Origin of the sequence: Halorubrum californiense DSM 19288, assembly GCF_000336875.1 — an archaeon.
GTDB classification, from domain to species: domain Archaea; phylum Halobacteriota; class Halobacteria; order Halobacteriales; family Haloferacaceae; genus Halorubrum; species Halorubrum californiense.
Genome location: NZ_AOJK01000062.1, coordinates 1 through 17,417 on the forward strand (window position 1 = coordinate 1; position 17,417 = coordinate 17,417).

Consider the following 17,417-nt stretch of genomic DNA (forward strand, 5'->3'; position numbering starts at 1 on the left):
TACTTCAGATGAAGAGCTATCGGTTCTTAATTATTTGGGAGTCAGGTGGCCACGGTATGTCGGTTGTGTCGTACCATGTCGGTTTCCTCTCCGACCTACTCGCTCGCTTCGCTTACTCCTTGAGGTCGGAGGCTCCACCTTGTGTAATGCTGACACGGCAGCCATCGCTGTCGATCAGCAGTCCGCCCCGGACGACCCATCCCCGAGTCCAACGCTTCGTGAGCTTACCGTCGGTGGCACCGACACCCCCGCAACGATCACGGCAGGGGATGACGAGCCAATCACAGCTGTGGTCGAAAACCCTGCCGAGACAGAAGCGACGGTGACTACCGAACTGACGCTTGGCGAGACAACGGCGAGCACGGAGACGACCGTTGGGGCTGAGTCAACAGAGACGGTTCGGTTTGAGAACGTGACGGCTGATCTCGCCGCTGGCAACTACACCGTGGCCGTCCAAACCCAACAGGACACCGCCACACTACGTGGGGATATTACCGTTCGCGACGCAGCCACGGAGCCGTCACAAGAGATCAAACACGCGGACGGGGTTGCGTCTGCGGTCACAGGTGGTGACGGCGACCAGGCGGCCGCCGAACAGCTGGTTGTCGCCGCCGCAACCAATGACTCGCTGACACTCGGTGGATCGACGGGGCGGACGATTGAGATTCGCCATCCCGCAACTGACCGGCGGCTGGAGGTGATTCCGGAAACTGACTCGTCGATCACCGCAGAGTGGTTCGTGCTCGACGTGTACAACGCCGACGGCAGCCTCCGTGACGACCCAACAATCAGTGATGCGGAGAACGGACGAACGATACCCGCACGGGTCAGCGGCGATAAGAACATTTTCACCGACATCGACGGGCCGTTTACGGGCTACTCGCTCGCGCTGCGTGAAGACGGGGAGGACGTCAACACAACTCCCCCACGACAGATCGGGATTGGTTACCCGAACGCCGTCGAACAGAATGCCACGGACGGAACGGCCACCATCACACTCCCCCGAGACGATGCCGTCAGCGAGGAGTGGACCGCCGAGTTCGAGCTCGAACCCACCGCAGACGGGGGACCGATAGTGTCGCGCGACATCGAGCACACAGAGCAGGATGACGTGTTTAGCGTCACAATAAACGGCTCCGACATTGAGCAGGGCAGCTACGATAGCCAGGTCACGCTCAAAAACACCACTGACGAGGCAGTCGGCGCCGACCGTGTTATCTCTATCAGGAGTCCGGATGCGATCGTACTTGGTGATCCGGCCGATATCGAACCGACGGTGGATGTCACTGCGGAGGGGCCAGGCAACGGCGACTCGCCACTCCGGATTAACGCCTCTGTCGAAGATCGCGTCCCGGAAACCGCGACAGTTGCGGTCAGAAATTCGGAGGGAGCGGTCGTCTTCACAGAGAATGTCACAGACGCGTTCCAAGACCCACGGGCCGTGAGCCGGGCGGTCGACTGGGAGCCGGTCAACCAGACCGGCGCACTGCTCTCCGATGGCGAGTACACGGCGGAGGTGACAGCGGAAGATGAATTCGGAAATGAGGTTGCCGCACAAGAAACCATCACGGTCGACTCGACTCCGCCGTCGATCGACGCCGTTGGCGTCGTCTCTGATGCCGTGACAAACACGAACAAGGAGATTGTCCTCGGCGCAAACGTCACGAGCGCGCCCAGTAATCTTTCAACCGTTGAGCTTGGAGTTGATGCGACAGCCGTGGCGTACACACGGACGACGACGCTCAACAGCTCCGAGATTGACAAGAGATTCGATGGTGACCGGATTGAGATGACGGTTGATCCGGCAACACTCGCGGCTGCTGTTGGTGAGGGCAACTTCACTGTCACCGCGCGGGCGACTGACACAGCAGGGAACACCGACGTCGTGACGAACGACACCGTCACGGTTGATACGTCAGTAGATGATGCGCAAGCGCGTGTGACTGACTCTGGCACAGACCGAGCTATCCTGCGGGTCACAGCCGGTGAGAGTGTCACGGTTACCAACATTGATGTCGTCGCAGAGGCTGCCGACGGCACGACGGAAGACCGGACGCCAGCAGCCGAAGATGTACTGAACACAGCGGGCCAGACATTTGAGATTCCGTTTGATGACTCCAGAATAAGCAATCAAGATACCACGTTCACCGCCACCGCAGAACTCGAAGACGCAGCGGGTAATACCGAGACAGTGATGGTGAACATATCGGTCACCGGATATGAACTGACCGACGGTGAAGCAGTGGTCGATCCCAACGGTACTGACGCAGCATTCTCCGTGTCGGCGGCGTCCACGGCTGCCAATGGAAGTCGGCGTGCGACAGTCGGCCAGACAGCGTTGCCACCTGCTGGAACAGGCTTGGCCGCCGACCAGATCGCGCCAACGTTCATCGACGTGACCGATATTGGGCTCACCGAGGAAGAGCTCCAGAACGCAACCGTGCGAATCCCAGTCGAGCGGATCGACATGGCTGGCGTCGCCCCGGAGGAGTTGGTGTACTTCTACTCACCCGATGGCAGCGACGAGTACCAAGTCCTCGAGCCGGAGCTAGAGAATGGTGACCTTGTCGTTGAGGTTGACGGCTTCAGCCAGCTCGCACCCGGGCGTGTTGATGATCAGCCACCGACGGTGTCGATCGCCACAGCCGAGACACCACAGGCCACTGAGACGCTGAAAGTAACCTACGACGACGAGCTCTCAGCGATCGATGTCTCCTCCGTCGACATCAGCGTGAACGGGAACACGGTGACGGCCGCGGACGGACTCCAAGTGACCGCGTCGAACGCGACCTACACGCTGCCAGATGCCACTGAGTACACGGTGAGCGTCGACGTGGCCGACGAGGCTGGGAACACGGCCCAGAAAACGAGAACGCTCCAAGACGGCCAGACGCGGCCAACTGTGACCGAGGTGAGCGGGCTTGACGGCACGACAGTCGCGAATGACACGGACACCGTCGAGCTTCAGTACGAGTCTGCGTCGGACTCGCTGGATAGGGAAGACACAACGCTTCGGATCATAGCTGACGGTTCCATGTCGACCCCCTCGCCCGTCATCGATGAGGACCAGATCAGCTATGAGCTTGAGGTTTCCGAGGGCACGAACTACACCGCCGAGCTCACCGTTGCGAACGAAGCCGGAGAAACCAGCACAACAACCGAATTCAGCGTCGCTCGTGGCGCCGCCGGAGGCAGTGGTGACGAGCAAGCAGGTGGCGGCGGCGCTGGCGGCATGCCCAGCGAGGAGGAGAGTACAACCCAGACGGAACTGTTCGAGTTCGAGGGTGAAACGACGGTTCGGCTGTCTGCGATTCCCCGGTCGGGGTCGGCCGATATCGATACATCGGGAGCCGTGACCGGTGGCCCGTTTGATCTCACGCGTGTCCAGATGCAGTTCCGGTTTGATGTCCCGGACTTCCGGATCGAGATCACGGACCCACGAACTGAGGCAGGCCCGGCGCCGACACTCCCAGACGCAGCCGGCACGCCGGTTGGATTCATTGAGGTGGACGCGATCGGTGCTGACCAGGCAACCGTTGACCGGACGACGGCCACGCTCGAAGTTGACGAGGGCGCCATCCCTGATGGGGTATCGACCGCAGATCTCACCGCGTACCAGTACGTTGACGGGGAATGGCGGGCACTCGCCACGGATACGAGTGGGGAAACGCTCACCGCAACCCTCGCAACTCATGAGGCAGAACACATCGCGCTCGCGGTCGAGTCGGACACCGGTGCTGACCCGGACGCCAGCGATGACGCAGACACGACGAATGAGACTGAGTCGACCGAGGACGCTGAGAGCGATGAGAACGAGTCGACAGGCCCACCGTCCGATCAGCCAGCCGATGACCAATCAACCGACGAGATACCTGGCTTTGGGGCGCTCACAGCCATCACTGCGATGGTGACACTCCTGCTATACAGTCGGGTCCGCCGACAGCTGTAGGGGAGACGCTCTACTCCCTTTTGGGAAACTAGTACACAAACACATGCTAAACGAAGGGGGGTGCTGAGAGCGAATCGTCCGCGGTACGCGATTGAGATGCTGGCTTACGGGGTGGTCCGCAGTCCAAGGAGAATCCGGCCGTAGCAAATCCAACAACACTCAACGAGCCGGCGGTAGTAGCACCCCGACCGCTCAGCAGGATAGTGACGTTTGGTCATATCCTGAATCAAGCCGATTCAGGCATTGTTATTTGCTAGTTATCACAGAGGAACAAGGAGGAATCCCACGGCTTCAGCCGTGGGAGGAATCCGACACTCCCCGCAACATACCACGAGCGATAGCGACCAGACTCCCCACCACTAGCCGTGAATTTTATAAACAAACAGATTAAAATGTGAGATACAGATGGAGGATGTGATTCGCACCGTCAAAATCAAACTCGACGTGCCCGTCGAGCGGTGCGACGACCTCCATCAGACGAAAGACCAGTTTCTCCACTGTGCGAACACGACCGCAGCGTGGGCGTGGAGACAGCCAGACGAGCACTGCGTCACCTCGAAACAACAAGCCGAGAATGCTTTCTATGAGCGACTCCGGGACAAAACAGAACTGACAGCGAACCTCGTTCAGAAGGGGATTCGACGCGCTATTGAGGCCACCAAAAGCGGCGTTGCTCGACTCAAAAAAGGCGAAACCACCAGTCAACCACACTTCGACGCGTGGAGCGTCGTCTACGACAAGCGCAGCGCGACGTTCCACCGCGACCACGTGTCCCTTTCAACCGTAAACGGGCGTGTTGAGTGCCCGTACATAATCCCTGACGATCCCGAAGAAACACCGATCGGTGAGTACCTGCTGAACGAGGACTACGAGTTCCGGATGTCGACACTTCAGTACGACCGCTTGAGCGAGGCGTTCTACCTCCACGCGCGAATGCGCCGTACCGAAGCCGACGAACACGAGCAGTCCACGGCTGTGTCTTCTGACGCCGAGCACAGAACAGTCCTTGGCGTTGACCTGAACGTGGACGGCTCGCTTGCCGTGACTTCGACAGGCGCGTTCATCGGGAACGCCGACGAGATGAACCATCGACGCCGCGAGTTCGAGAAGACCCGTGGATCGATGCAACAGGCGGGCACACGGTCGGCACACCTGTCGATCCAGTCGATGGACGATCGCGAACACCGCTGGATACAGAACGAACTTCACCGCGCTTCCAACCAAATTCTCGACGAAGCTCGCGACCACGGGTGTACGCACGTCGCATTCGAGGATCTAACGGACATTCGCGAGCGAATGGCTGGCGTCAAGCGATTCCACGCATGGGCGTTTCGGCGCTTGTACGAGTACGTCGAGTACAAAGCCGAGATGCTCGATGTCAAGATCGAGCAGGTGAGTCCTGCCTACACCTCCCAGCGGTGTTCGAAGTGTGGCTTCACACACGAGACAAATCGGCGCTCGAAACACCAGTTCGCGTGTCAGAAGTGCGACTACGAGCTGAACGCGGACTACAACGCGAGCAAGAACATCGCTCGGAAACTGTTGAAACGACTCCATTCGGGGCAGAAGTCTTCGGATGGAGGCGCACCCTGTCAGTGTGCGCTGACGTCAGGGACGCTGAACCTGAACGGCGAGTTTATCGCCTCCGTGAATTCGACGGCAGAAGGGGAGTCCACTGACAAGCCCACGACTTCAGTCGTGGGTCACTGACTGCCCGCGCGAACAGCAAGCGAGCTCGGTCGCGTCTGAGTCAGTACGCGCAGCGTTTTCGACTGCCAAACTTCGCGCACTCGTCGAGGCGGTCCCGCCAGAGACACTCATTCGCGCCGACTATGCGGACACATTCCCGCTCCAACTCTCCTGGGATCTCACCGGTAGAGATGAAATTGAACAGGGAACACTCACCCAAGTCACAGCGCGACTCGCCCCCTACGAAGTTCCCGAGACACCGACTGGGGAGTGAGCATCGGTTCAAGGCGACGCCGCTCAAAAATAGCTCAGTTCGCCTCGTGGGAGGGGCGTCCCGCAGTGGAGCCAAGCCGTACTGGCGCCCGCGGACTGAACGCACCACGCACGAGCCCGTACACCGCGCCACAAACGACACCGTGACCGACCACCGCAGCCAGACTCCCGAAATGGAGGAGGGGGACGTCGCTCCCTGTGAGGACGGCAAGCGGCAGAGGGACGGCGATCAGCCAGACACCAACACCAAAGACGAAACCGACACCCGCAGTTGAGACGGGGTCACTCCGTGGTGGTTCAGACAGGCTTAGCTCGAGTCCCGCACAGAGCACACCGAGCGTCCCGCCAGCAAGCAGGGTCAACAGACCGCCCACAAGCACGCTGGAACTCCCGACAAGACTGGCTGCGAGAGGAAATCCATCCTGGACACTGACGGCGATCCAGAGGACAAGTGTCGCAAGGAGGCTGGCAAGCCCGGTTGCGAGCAGGATAACAAATGCGTGTTCAAGCGGTCGGCGAGCAACAGGGCCGACGCGCCGAATACGACCTGCAGCCCAGAACCCGGCAATGGCGATCAAAAAGACGGTGATGGAGCCGAACACGCTCGCCTCGTACTGAGCTCTGACAGCCGGCCGATCAAGGGTGTGGTGAAAGCCAAACAGGTCGACCCACGGGGAGTTATGGAACGCAGACAACGTCTCGACGAAGACAGGTGCGATATTGTGGAAGTCAGGGATGAGTCCCCAGACACCGCCAAGTGGGATCAACCAAATTGCGTGCTCACGGTCGAGATCGTACCGGAGGACAACTGGCACCGCTGCGGTGAGCACGCACGCGGCGCCAAGTAAGAAGTGCGCGATTGCGGGGGCCATAGGAACGATTTGAGAGAGAAGAGAGAAAATCCGCGGGTGACAGCGGTCGCAGACAGGGATTCACAAGTTTACCTGCCTATTGCTGGAGCCCGATTGCTGGGAGTTCACATCAAAGCCCTATCCTCAAAAACGGCGCAGAGCGCCGAGGGAGTAGGGTGGGGTATGGTAGTTCACTCGTTGACCCCCTTGTTCTCCTGTGAGAAACCATTATGTAGACGCTGTACTACTGTGTATACATGCCGTCGATTAGTGCTCGAGTACCCGGTGATGATGAAGACGAACTTGAGGCGGTGAGTGAATTATTAGATGAAGATAAGAGTACAGTCATACGAAAAGCACTCGCAGAGGGACTTTCGTCCATCCGTCGACGGGTCGCGATTGAACGGTACCAAAGTGGTGAGCTCTCGGTCAACGAGGCGGCTCGACTTGCGGATGTAAGTCTCGCAGAGTGGCTTGAGATCGCTCGTGAACACAATCTCACAACCCAACTATCGCCAGAAGATATCGAATCAGACGCCGCTGCTGCGCGTGAACTGTGACACGGGTGTTCCTCGATGCGACGACGCTTATCGCACTCGGAACCATCGGAGAACTCGAACAGCTAACGAGTTTCAGCGGTGAGCTTGTTATACTCCCGATAGTTCAAAATGAGGTCACGATAGAACCAGCGCAGACTAACCTAAGTCGATTTATTGATCAGTACGAGATTGCGACGACCGATCCAGCTCTTCAGGGCCGAGTCCAACAAGCGAAAAACATCCTCGGTGAAAAAGAACAGAACGGCGATGTTGCGCTGATCGCTGCGGTGTTGGCCTACACTGCCGAGGATCGACCAGTCGGTGTCGTCTCAGATGATCAGCGTGTTCGGACCACGGCTCGCGGTCTCGGGGCGATAGTCACTGGGACGGTTGGTGTCATTGTCCGGGCTGTGGAGGAAGGACTCGATCGGGAGACAGCGTACGATCTGATAACACAGATTGACTCACATGGGCTTCACATGACCGGGAGTCTTCGAGAGAAGGCCTACTCACTGATTGACGAGGCCGCTGAGTCGACGTCAGCAGGCAACGGCTAAGCTGGAGTGCCAAGCAAACAGACACGCGGGGGGCGGACCCGCAGTGGCTGTTGATCGCCTCCGCAGGATGGAAACGGAAACGATCACTTGAGGGACATGACTAGACCATCTAGAATCTATTGGACCCGGTCAGGAGAAGCGTTGTGACAGCCGACTGTGTCTAGAGGGATCTGTAGGGCTAAAAGGGAAAGAGGGCTCAAGACGGAGGTTCACGATGGAGCACACGTCATCGTGACGATGCCGCAGACGAGTTCCACACGTCGAAGTGGTTCAGGGCGCACCACTCCACGATGTGAGTGTGAGTTACTGAACGCACACTCATTGTTCGGAGTAAGCCGCACCCTCAATCACGTGTTTTTCCGCGTCTACCGCTCGCACCTCGATGCCACGCCACTCGCCATCAACACCCACCAGCGCCTCCGCGTATCCTAACTCTTCGTTGCCTGGGACCGCCTCCTGAACGAACCGCTTTTGCGCGTCGTTCAGACCGAACTCCGCCGCCCAGTGGTCATCCATCCCATCCAAACGATGGAACTGCTTGATCGCACACTGATCGAGGATCATCTCGGCTTCGGCCCGCTCGAAGAACTCATCGACCGTCTGGGTGACAAGCTGAATCGAGAGATCGTGGTGGCGGTGGTGCCGAAAGATAGTCTCTAAGAACGCGAGATTCGCCGCGTCACGCAACACGTAGCGAGCCTCATCAATCACGAAGACCACCTCCTTGTCCGTCTGTTTGGCCCGCTCGTACACGAGTGAGATGAGCAACTGCATCACGAGCGTCGTCCGGCCGCCGACGCGCCCCTCCTGTTGGGCCAAATCGAGATAGATGAGATCCTCAGCCGCAAAATCAACCTCGCTCTGCCGACCGAGATGCGCGAACTGCCCGTCTGGGGCGAACGGCCGCAACTGATCAATCAGCCACGTGGCGTCCGCCTCAAGCTTTGCGGCTTCCGCGTCAGTCCGCAGTGTGAACGCGTCGGGATCCGCCACCAACTCTTCGAGCACATCGATCACGTCCCGCAGCGTGGGGCTTGCCCGGTCGTGGGTGGTCACGTCCTCGGTGATCCCGGCATTCCGATAGGCCGTCTCGATAGCCAACTCGAGCGTGGTCCGCCGATCACCCAAGGAGACCCCGCGCTGCGCGAAGAAGTTGGCAAGAAAGCTACTGACGCGCTCCTGCTTTTCGGTGAGCGGGCTCGCGTCAGCGCCCACCTGCTCGCGTGCCTGCTCGGTGGGTGGCGTGATCTCAAGCGGGTTAATGCCGAGCGTCCCACCCACGGTGATCCACTGGGCATCGAGTGCTTCAGCCACACCAGCCCAATCGTTGAGTGGCTCTAAGATCACGCCGATCCGGTCCTCGTGATGGGCGACCGACCGAATGAACCGCTGTTTGGCGCTGAAACTCTTCCCCGAGCCCGGATCGCCCACGGTGAAGGTGGCGTAGCCGTTCTCCCGCGCAAACGGGTCGACGACAACCGGCGTGTCCGTATGCCGGTGGACGCCGAGTTCAACACCGTCTGACTCCAACAGTGTCGGCCGATGCGGTGACGCCAACAGCGCACCCACCGCGCCGCTCAACCCGATCGTCTGCCGATCAAGCGGTGCCGTGCCGAACGGCGCTGCGCTCCGGAGCGCACGCTCTTGGGCACAGATCGCGGTCTTCGGCGCGAGCTTGGCTGGCTGTTCGCGCAACACGCGTTTCACCCGGCGGGTGGCCGTCCGCAGCTCTTCACGGTCGTCGGCCCGCACGGTGACGAACACGCCCTGTGAAAACACCCGGGTGCCGGCCTCGACCGCACGATACGTCGCGGCGGCCTCATCTGCCCGATCGTGGAGGTACGTACTCCGCACGCTCGACTCCAGATCGGCGTCCACTTTCAGGTCGTCTGCGGCGGTTTGGAGCTGATCGAGCGCCCGCTCTTGGTCACGCGGGGTGACGTGTGCGGTGAGATGAAATCGGACGTCGGTCAACGTGAAGAGTTCGCTGAGATAGCCGTCACTCGGCTGGTCGGGCCAGTCGGCAATGTACAGGGTCGTCGTCCACTCGTCACCCACGCGCGCACACCGGCTCTCCCATGCGACGGCGGCCGGCGCGACCGCATCTTGGTGTCGCTCCTGTGGCGCCCGCACGTCCGGATCCGGCGCTGGTGGGTCTGTCGGCGGCTCGATGAACGCCGACAGATCCACCTCGGGATCCCGCTGGGGACGCCGTGCCTGAAGCCACACTCCAACGAGGAGCCCGATAACGAGCGTGCCGCCCCCGACGGTCACCCCGATAACGAGTGTCGACGGGGCCACCGACTCGACGCCGGAAAGCACAGCCACGAGCTCACGCATCGTTCTCCTCCCGGCGTTGGTGATCGACGCCAGCTTGCGCGGCAACTGACGGGTCTGCGACGTCGGTACCGTTCCAGAATTGTGTGGCGAGCCCCAGCAGCTCCGCCGTTGAGAGCCGCCGTGCCGTACAGTCGCTCAGCTTTCCCACGAACTCGGTCTCGACGGTTCGCACCCGATCACGCAACTTCTCGAGTTGCGCGCCCCGCAGCTCGGCGTCCGTGAGCCGATCCCGTCGGGTGACGAACGGCATCGCCAACACGCCGACCACCGGAAGTGTCGAGAGCCGCTCCGCGGGCGTCCGCTCGTCCGGGTTGCGTTCATACACCTCGAACGGCGCCACCTCGACACCGAGGAAGTAGCGCACACGGTGGGTGTTAGCCAGATCAGCCGGACGTTGATCACGGTAGGCGGCGATGAGCCCGCGCAGCGACTCGTTTGCGGTCACCTCGGGATCCGCAAGCCGGGCGTCCAGCTGGTCGACGAGTGTCGCGGCGGGATACGGATCGGTCGTCGTGTACAACGTCAGCGTGAACGTGAGCTCCTGATCGGCGAACGCCTCCCCGACTGCTTGGCGGGCCGCCCAGTCGTCGGCCATCGCGAAGTCCATATTGCCGGGCGTGAGCTCGACGTACGCCTCCATCGTCCCGTCCGTCCGCTCGATGGCGCCGTGGCCGGGCCACGCTCGTTTGAGCGCGGTCAGCTCCTGTGTCGCTTCGTCAACGACGAACGGCCGGGACACGCCGTCAGTATCGTTGGGTGTCTCCGCTGCCACTGCTGCGTGGAGTGTTGTCCGCGGCCGGCGCAGGTAGAAGTGGGCGACGTCTGCCAGCCACGTACTCGCGGGGAGTTGGCGCGGTGCGGCGTACACGACAGCGACGCCGGCCGCGAGCCCGGCACAGACGAGCGGGAGGACGAGCGCCTCGACGCCGAGCGCGGCACCACCGACCAATCCGGCAATCGGGAAGCTCACCAACACGTACAGATCCCGCTCGTCGATACCGATGATCGGAAGCTTGCGGTCGGCGCCAAGTGAGTCCATCACACGGCGGTTCGCGGCGGAGTCTGATTCGTTCATGGGCGGGGTTCGTTCTCGGTGCGCCGGTACGAGGGCGCACCCGTCTCGGTGCTGCGAACGACGGGGGTGGACGGCTCCGTCGTGGAATCGTTCTCCTGCCGGTCACGGCCGAACCGTTGGGCCACTGCTTGCCCGGCGGCGGCCTTCGGGCCCCAGCGAGCGGCGGTCGCACCAGCCCACGGACCGGCGACCGTTGCGGCGCCGGCGACCGCGCCCGCCGTGACTGTGAGGCCAGTCACCCGGCCGACCGTCCGGACCAGCCGCGGCGTCGTGTACGCGAACAGCTTCCAGATGATCCACACGCTCACCACCGGCAGCGACACGGCGATGAGATAGCCAAAGAACGGGTTTTCCGGAGCCATCGTTCCTGCGTCTCCGCCAAGGAGGAGGTCATATCCCCGGAACAGCAACGCAACCGGCAGTGGCATCACCGCAAGTGGGATGAACTTGACTGCGACTCGGGCCGCGATCCCGGAGAGGACCGGGATCCCCCCATACGCGACGGCGATCCCAATCGGCATCGCGTACACGAACACGTACAGGAGGAGTTCACGGAGGTACAACAGCGCCTGAAGCGTCCACATGGCCACTGCGCCCACGAACGTGAGTAAGAGCCCGAGCAGTGGGTTCGACAGCGTCAGGTCAAAGAAATCCACCAGCGGACGGATTACCGTATCGATCGAAGGTACCAGCGCGATAGAGAACCCGTCAACGAGGAATAGCGTCGTGACAGCAACCCAGTACCAGGTCACGATCAACAGCCCACCTGTCCAGGCTGAGCGACGCACCTGCCGGTCCCGGATTGAGTCACTGAGGTTGAATATTCGGAGGGTGTGACGACCCTGAACACAGATAATGAGGATCAAAAACGCGATCAGGGTTATTTCACCTGCGACGAGAGCGTCGTACAACTGTGTCCACGGCTGGTTCTGTGGTTCGCCTATCGGAAGCCCGTTCAGCGTCTCTGGGACTGGTGTGCCGAAGAGGGCTTCGGTGATCTCACGGTACCCCTTTCGGATTCCCTCAGTGAACCACTCGACAATCTGGTTAATGATATCGAGAAACCACTGAAATCCGACATCCGTGAGCGAGACTCCCGTCATGATTCTGCCCTCTTAACGCTAATTTGACAGTCAGTGAGGTCCTGACCTTGGTAGGTCACATTATACTCACGTTCAGTCAACTCTCCGGCAACATTTCCTATCAGGATAACTGTGAAGCGACCGTCTGTTCCCTCAGGCGTACAACTAACCACATCGCCACCCGGGGCAAACGGGAACGTTATGGAGTATACGTTAATTATGTCTCCCGGATTGATCACCGGCTCTGTATATGTGACCGGTTGATTAACTGCCGCAATACCACTCTCTTCCAAGTCATCTGGTGTCGGCCTCGGGATCTCCCCGTCAAAATGGAGCCCCGTGAGCTTCTCAGGACCTGTCCCAATGTTTTCGATAGTCACTATCACCTCACTAGTTATCGTGAAATCAGCAGCTCCCTCGTACATTTCCTCAGGGTGGTTCCGAGCGAGTTTCAGGTCCTGAATGACAATCTCCGGCCGCAACGAATGCTCGACCGCGGCCACGACCGACTCCTCCTCAATCAACTGGACGGTGTACGTCCCGGGCGGGTACGCCGTCCCGATCGGGATCGTCTCCTGACTGGCACCGGGCGTGAGCTGGCGGTCAGCAAACGCCTCGCCGGAGGGCGCGATCACTGCGAGGCCGGTCGCGCTCGTCTCCGAATCGTACTCAACGACGAGCTCGGTGCCGTCGACGTCGACACGCGCGATGTCGCCGGCACCGGCTGAGTCGGTTGACCCGCGGTCCGTACAACCGGCGACCGCCAGACTGCCGGCCGCAATCGTTGTCAACACGGTTCGTCGCGTCGTGGAGGGTGTTAGGTGGGTCATGGGCCTGATTCAGCGGAAAGGAGGTGACCGAGCTGCCGGCCGGCGATCCACGCGACGACCAAAGGAATCGCCCCCCAGAGCAGCGTTTCGCCAAGGCGGAGCCAGCCGCCGATAGTACCTAGCGGGTGCCAGCGCACGCTTTCGCTGGCCGCAACGTACGCGGGCGACGTCGTGCGCCACGAGGCGGGTTCAAATTCTACGGTGTACAACCCCGGCTCAGTGACGGTGACCGTCGTCGCGCCGGTGTAGTTGAGCTCGACCGGCTCGCCGTTCAGCCGGAGCGTCCCGGCCGGGCCGTCGTCCTCGATCGGCGACGGGGGCGGCCCATCGAGGGAGATCGGATCGCCCGTCTGGGAGTCACGCAGTGTGATCCGGATCGTGGCTGTCGACGCCGACGTCGACACGGTCTGGACGGTGAGGTTCGGGCGCCGAATCGGGCGCTCGGTGGGCGTGACGGACTGAAGCGGTGCCGACACGCCCCGGACGACCCCGTGGACCCGGACCTGGTCGGGATCGACGCTCGCGTTCCGGAGCGCCACCCCGAATGATCGCGTGTAGGACTCGTTGACCACGCCGACAGAGACGTTCGGATGAAGCCCGGGTGCCGGTGACGCCCGGTCGACGCCCCACACAGCCGGCAGCGAGGGACCGTCCCGCACTGGCACCGCCCGCGGGCCGATTTGCGCCGGAAAGGCCACCACGCCTAGCGGCTGGCCGCGGGGCGCCCGCCGAGTGGTGTCCGCCGCGCGGCTAACAACGAGTCGGTCCCACGCTGTGGCCCGGGCGGTGTAGTAGCGCCAGACGCCACGGACGCGCTGGCTCCCATCTCGGGTGAGCGTCACGCCGTGCCAGGGTGCGCCCTGATACACCGCCAGCCCGGTGTCGCCGTCCGGATAGGTGGCGGTGTAGGCCGTCGGCCGCAGCCGATAGATCCACACCGACCGCGTGTCTGTGACGGTGACTGTCTGGGTGGTCACGGTGGTGGTGTTGTTCCCCCCGACTGTCACCGCAATCTCGGCGGTGACCGTCAGCGGCTGCTGGCGGCCCTGTGTCGTCGCGTACTCGATGGCGGGCGTCTGTGTGCCCGCTGCTGTTCCGACCAGCTCGTCACCGATCGACACGCGAACCTCGCGCACCGCGTGGTCGGTGACCGAGCGATTCCCAGTTGGCGCGCGTATTCGGTAGTCGATCAGCGCTCGGACGGTCCCGTTCGGGGCGATGTACTGCCGGCGCTCGGTGGACGTGAGCTGAATTTGTGTCGCTGGGTGGACCGCGTACAGCGTGGCGTGGGCGTCAGCGATGAGCCCGCGTGTGGTGCGGTTCGCGCCCGGTGGCGCGACAGACGTGGTGGCATTCCCCGGTGTCAGTGCCGCGAACGCGTCGGCGGTCAGTGTGGCCGCATGCGCCGGTGGTGCGGCGTACGTGAGATCGGTACACGTTGCGAGCTGTTGGGTTGGCGTGGGGGTGTGGCCGTACGTGGCGTTGTACTGCGCCGGCGTTAGGCACGGATCCGGATCCCGAGCATCGACGGTTCGCGTTTCGTTCGCTGGTGGTGGTGACTGGGCAGTCGCCAGGCCGCTCGCCAGCAGCGTCACGCCGACGAGCAGGCTCACACACAGCGCCGTGGTCTCGAAGCCGATTCCCCGCATGTGGCGTCACCACGGCACGAGATCGACACACTCGGCCAGCGGGAGGTTCATCACGCTGCCCGCGACGGTGTACAGCGGTCCCAACACGAGCAGGATGACCGTCGACCGCAGGGCCGTCCGCTTGTGCCGCTTCAGCCCTTCCCGCTGTTCGCGCCGCATGGTAAACAACTCGATGAGCGAATCCGCCTGCCACACCACGACCAACCCCATGAGGCCGACCGCGGTGGTGAGCTGGAAAAAGCCCGAAATCATCTCCGGGAGCCGTTCGGCCGCACAGACGGTGCTCTCTTGGGCGGCAACTGGGTCGACAGCGACGACGGTGAGGACCAAACAGGGCAGGACAACGCGGCGACACACCGCGCGAACCGACGCTCGGACGGGTGGTGAAGAGGGCTCGGTCGGGGACATCGTTCTTGACGGAGCGGTTGTGTATTATGTTAGCACGAACCACGATAACAATCCACGGGAATCCGTATAAATTTTCTGCTGCGCACGCCGGGTTAATCCCGCCGAGCGCGCCGCACTGTGCGAGCAGCTGATTGTCGCCACCGAGTCGCTTCTGGGATCACAGAGCGCGCTTTCAGGCGTTTGCCGTCCGCAGTAATACGGTAGCAAGACGAGTGGCACTCTCATCGTGTCGACTTCCCCCGGCCGCAGCTCGGGCCGACACCGCGTGTGTGCTGCCGCCGACAACTGGTCGCGTAGGTGGCTGACGCGCACAGATCGCTGTGACGCCCGACGCAGCCCGCGAGTGGGAGCCCCCATGTGATCTGTATCAGCGCCCGTATGTGTAATTGCCAACTCGCCGGACCACCCCCGAAACACCAGGGGTGGTACGGCTGATCTATCTGTTCCGATTCGTGAAAGGTTGGCTACTGGCGCTGCGACGGCTCACCCGCCGCGACGTCAGCGTCGGCTAGTGACCCGGGCGCTGGCTGGCGATTCGTCTCGCTCACCTGCCTGTCGACGGCCGCCGATCGGTGGGGGTCTCCCCGCAGAAGCGACACCGCTGGGCAGCTGCCAGCCTGTCACCCGTTCGTGACAGTATTACTGCGGCCGGGTGCGTGGGTGAAAATCCCGAATATTCTCCCGTGAGCGTGCCACTCGCGGGCGAAATACTTTGTCAAGCAGTGACGCTGCCTCGGTGAACCCATTTGCTTCCGGACGACCCGAGCACGACCCGTTGCGTCGCCCCGATCGTGGCCGAGTCACCATTTGGGCGCCCCCGTCGCGGCGACAGCTATTTACTGTGGCGCATGTGATCAATACGCACGAACAGATGTCGACGCCGCCGACAGCTGCTGCCCTCCCAACAGCACTCGTCGACCGTGACCAGTGGGTGTGCTGGCGCACCCAACAGCGCGATGGCAAATCGACGAAGGTCCCGATCATCCCCGGCGCAACACAGTTCGCGTCAACAACCGACCCAGACACCTGGCGGTCGTTTCCAACCGCTCGCGAGGCGGCTATCGAGCACCCCGTTGACGGGCTGGGCTTTGTATTTACCAGCGACGACCCGCTTGTCGGGGTTGATCTCGATGACTGCCGGGATCCAGACACTGCCACGCCAACGACGTGGGCGGCCGATGTGATTGAGACACTCGATTCCTACACCGAGGTGAGCCCATCCGGGACCGGGTTCCATGTGCTTGTGACTGGGGACCTCCCGGACGAGCGGAACCGCGCCGGCGATCTCGAGGTGTACGACCGTTCACGATTTTTTACCGTGACCGGCGACCACGTCGCGACCACACCCGACACGGTCGCCGCACGAGGCGACGCGCTGGCGACGCTCGTCGAGACGGAACTCGCTGAGCCAGCGACCGTGACGACAGCGGGCGACGCCCCAGAGACGGACGCAGCCGAGACGGTTGCTGAAGCTCCAACCCAGCATAGCGCTGTCCCGATTCCTGATGATGAACTGCTTGAGCGCGCCCGCGACGCGGCCAACGGCGACAAGTTCTCGCGGTTATGGACCGGTTCGGCGACCGGTTACGAGAGCCACTCGGAAGCGGATCTCGCCTTGTGCCGGATGCTCGCGTTTTGGACCGGCGGCGACGCGACACGGGTCGACCGGCTGTTTCGCCGCTCTGGGCTGTACCGCGACAAATGGGACGCCGTCCACTACGCCGACGGTAGCACGTACGGTGAAAAGACGGTCGAACGGGCGGTGCGCGCGACCGACGACGTCTACACGCCACCCGAAGCCCACACCGCCTCGCGCGCAAACACTCCGACACTACCGGGAGACTCATCGCCGGACGCCAACATGACCCACGCTGAGACGGTACCGAGTGGCTCGTCTGATACAGCCGCGACCGATGACGCGCCAGCTGCCGAGGTGGACGCCACGCCACCGACCGAGGATGGAACCGAGCTGCCGCCAACCCACCCACAGCGAGCCCAAGCCCGCCATGATCGCATTGTCGAACTCTCAGAGCGGATCGAAGCCCTGCTCGAAGAGAACGACCGGCTGCGCGCTGAGCTGGAGACTGAACGGCAACGGCGCCAGCAGCTCGAAGCGACGGTGGACGACGCATCAGACGGCTGGTGGCCGTTCACCACGAAGTGAGCGGTCCGCCC

12 protein-coding genes are annotated in these 17,417 nt (G+C 62.0%); 5 read left to right on the forward strand and 7 right to left on the reverse strand.

Annotated elements, in window-relative coordinates:
• The first annotated feature begins 139 nt into the window (after positions 1-139).
• Positions 140-3,949: an Ig-like domain repeat protein gene (locus C463_RS11660; protein ID WP_152422402.1), complete on the forward strand. Its 3,810-nt coding sequence runs from the start codon at positions 140-142 to the stop codon at positions 3,947-3,949.
• Between the two features lie 405 nt (positions 3,950-4,354).
• Entirely contained in the window at positions 4,355-5,659 is a 1,305-nt protein-coding gene (locus C463_RS11665; RefSeq protein WP_008443982.1) for an RNA-guided endonuclease InsQ/TnpB family protein, read from the forward strand.
• 287 nt (positions 5,660-5,946) lie between these two features.
• On the opposite strand, the gene C463_RS19395 is transcribed toward C463_RS11665, so the two are convergent.
• The gene (locus tag C463_RS19395; RefSeq protein ID WP_049905867.1) at positions 5,947-6,783 is read right to left on the reverse strand and encodes a hypothetical protein; all 837 of its coding nucleotides are present in this window, start codon (positions 6,781-6,783) and stop codon (positions 5,947-5,949) included.
• Positions 6,784-7,019: 236 nt separating this feature from the next.
• Here C463_RS19395 and C463_RS17900 point away from each other — a divergent pair, with 236 nt between their 5' ends.
• Positions 7,020-7,322 (forward strand): UPF0175 family protein, encoded by a 303-nt coding sequence (locus tag C463_RS17900; RefSeq protein ID WP_008443983.1) that lies wholly within the window; start codon positions 7,020-7,022, stop codon positions 7,320-7,322.
• Positions 7,319-7,858 (forward strand): hypothetical protein, encoded by a 540-nt coding sequence (locus C463_RS11675; protein ID WP_008443984.1) that lies wholly within the window; start codon positions 7,319-7,321, stop codon positions 7,856-7,858. The genes C463_RS17900 and C463_RS11675 overlap by 4 nt, the downstream gene beginning before the upstream one ends.
• A gap of 318 nt (positions 7,859-8,176) precedes the next feature.
• Here the strand turns inward: C463_RS11675 and C463_RS11680 are convergent, their stop codons facing one another.
• Genes C463_RS11680 through C463_RS11705 form a run of 6 tightly spaced genes read right to left on the reverse strand, consistent with a single transcriptional unit; the run spans position 8,177 to position 15,164 of the window.
• Positions 8,177-10,198, reverse strand: coding sequence for a VirB4 family type IV secretion system protein (locus C463_RS11680; RefSeq protein ID WP_008443985.1), 2,022 nt, complete (start codon positions 10,196-10,198; stop codon positions 8,177-8,179).
• A complete protein-coding gene (locus tag C463_RS11685; protein ID WP_008443986.1) occupies positions 10,191-11,273 on the reverse strand; it encodes a hypothetical protein in 1,083 nt (360 codons plus the stop codon). Before C463_RS11685 ends, C463_RS11680 begins: the two co-directional genes overlap by 8 nt.
• Positions 11,270-12,376: a hypothetical protein gene (locus tag C463_RS11690; protein WP_008443987.1), complete on the reverse strand. Its 1,107-nt coding sequence runs from the start codon at positions 12,374-12,376 to the stop codon at positions 11,270-11,272. Before C463_RS11690 ends, C463_RS11685 begins: the two co-directional genes overlap by 4 nt.
• The gene (locus C463_RS11695; RefSeq protein WP_008443988.1) at positions 12,373-13,149 is read right to left on the reverse strand and encodes a hypothetical protein; all 777 of its coding nucleotides are present in this window, start codon (positions 13,147-13,149) and stop codon (positions 12,373-12,375) included. Before C463_RS11695 ends, C463_RS11690 begins: the two co-directional genes overlap by 4 nt.
• A gap of 32 nt (positions 13,150-13,181) precedes the next feature.
• Positions 13,182-14,834 (reverse strand): hypothetical protein, encoded by a 1,653-nt coding sequence (locus tag C463_RS11700; protein ID WP_008443989.1) that lies wholly within the window; start codon positions 14,832-14,834, stop codon positions 13,182-13,184.
• Positions 14,835-14,840: 6 nt separating this feature from the next.
• A complete protein-coding gene (locus C463_RS11705) occupies positions 14,841-15,164 on the reverse strand; it encodes a hypothetical protein (RefSeq protein ID WP_008443990.1) in 324 nt (107 codons plus the stop codon).
• A 949-nt stretch (positions 15,165-16,113) separates the two neighbouring features.
• Here C463_RS11705 and C463_RS11710 point away from each other — a divergent pair.
• The gene (locus tag C463_RS11710; protein ID WP_008443992.1) at positions 16,114-17,406 is read left to right on the forward strand and encodes a phage NrS-1 polymerase family protein; all 1,293 of its coding nucleotides are present in this window, start codon (positions 16,114-16,116) and stop codon (positions 17,404-17,406) included.
• Positions 17,407-17,417: the final 11 nt, after the last annotated feature.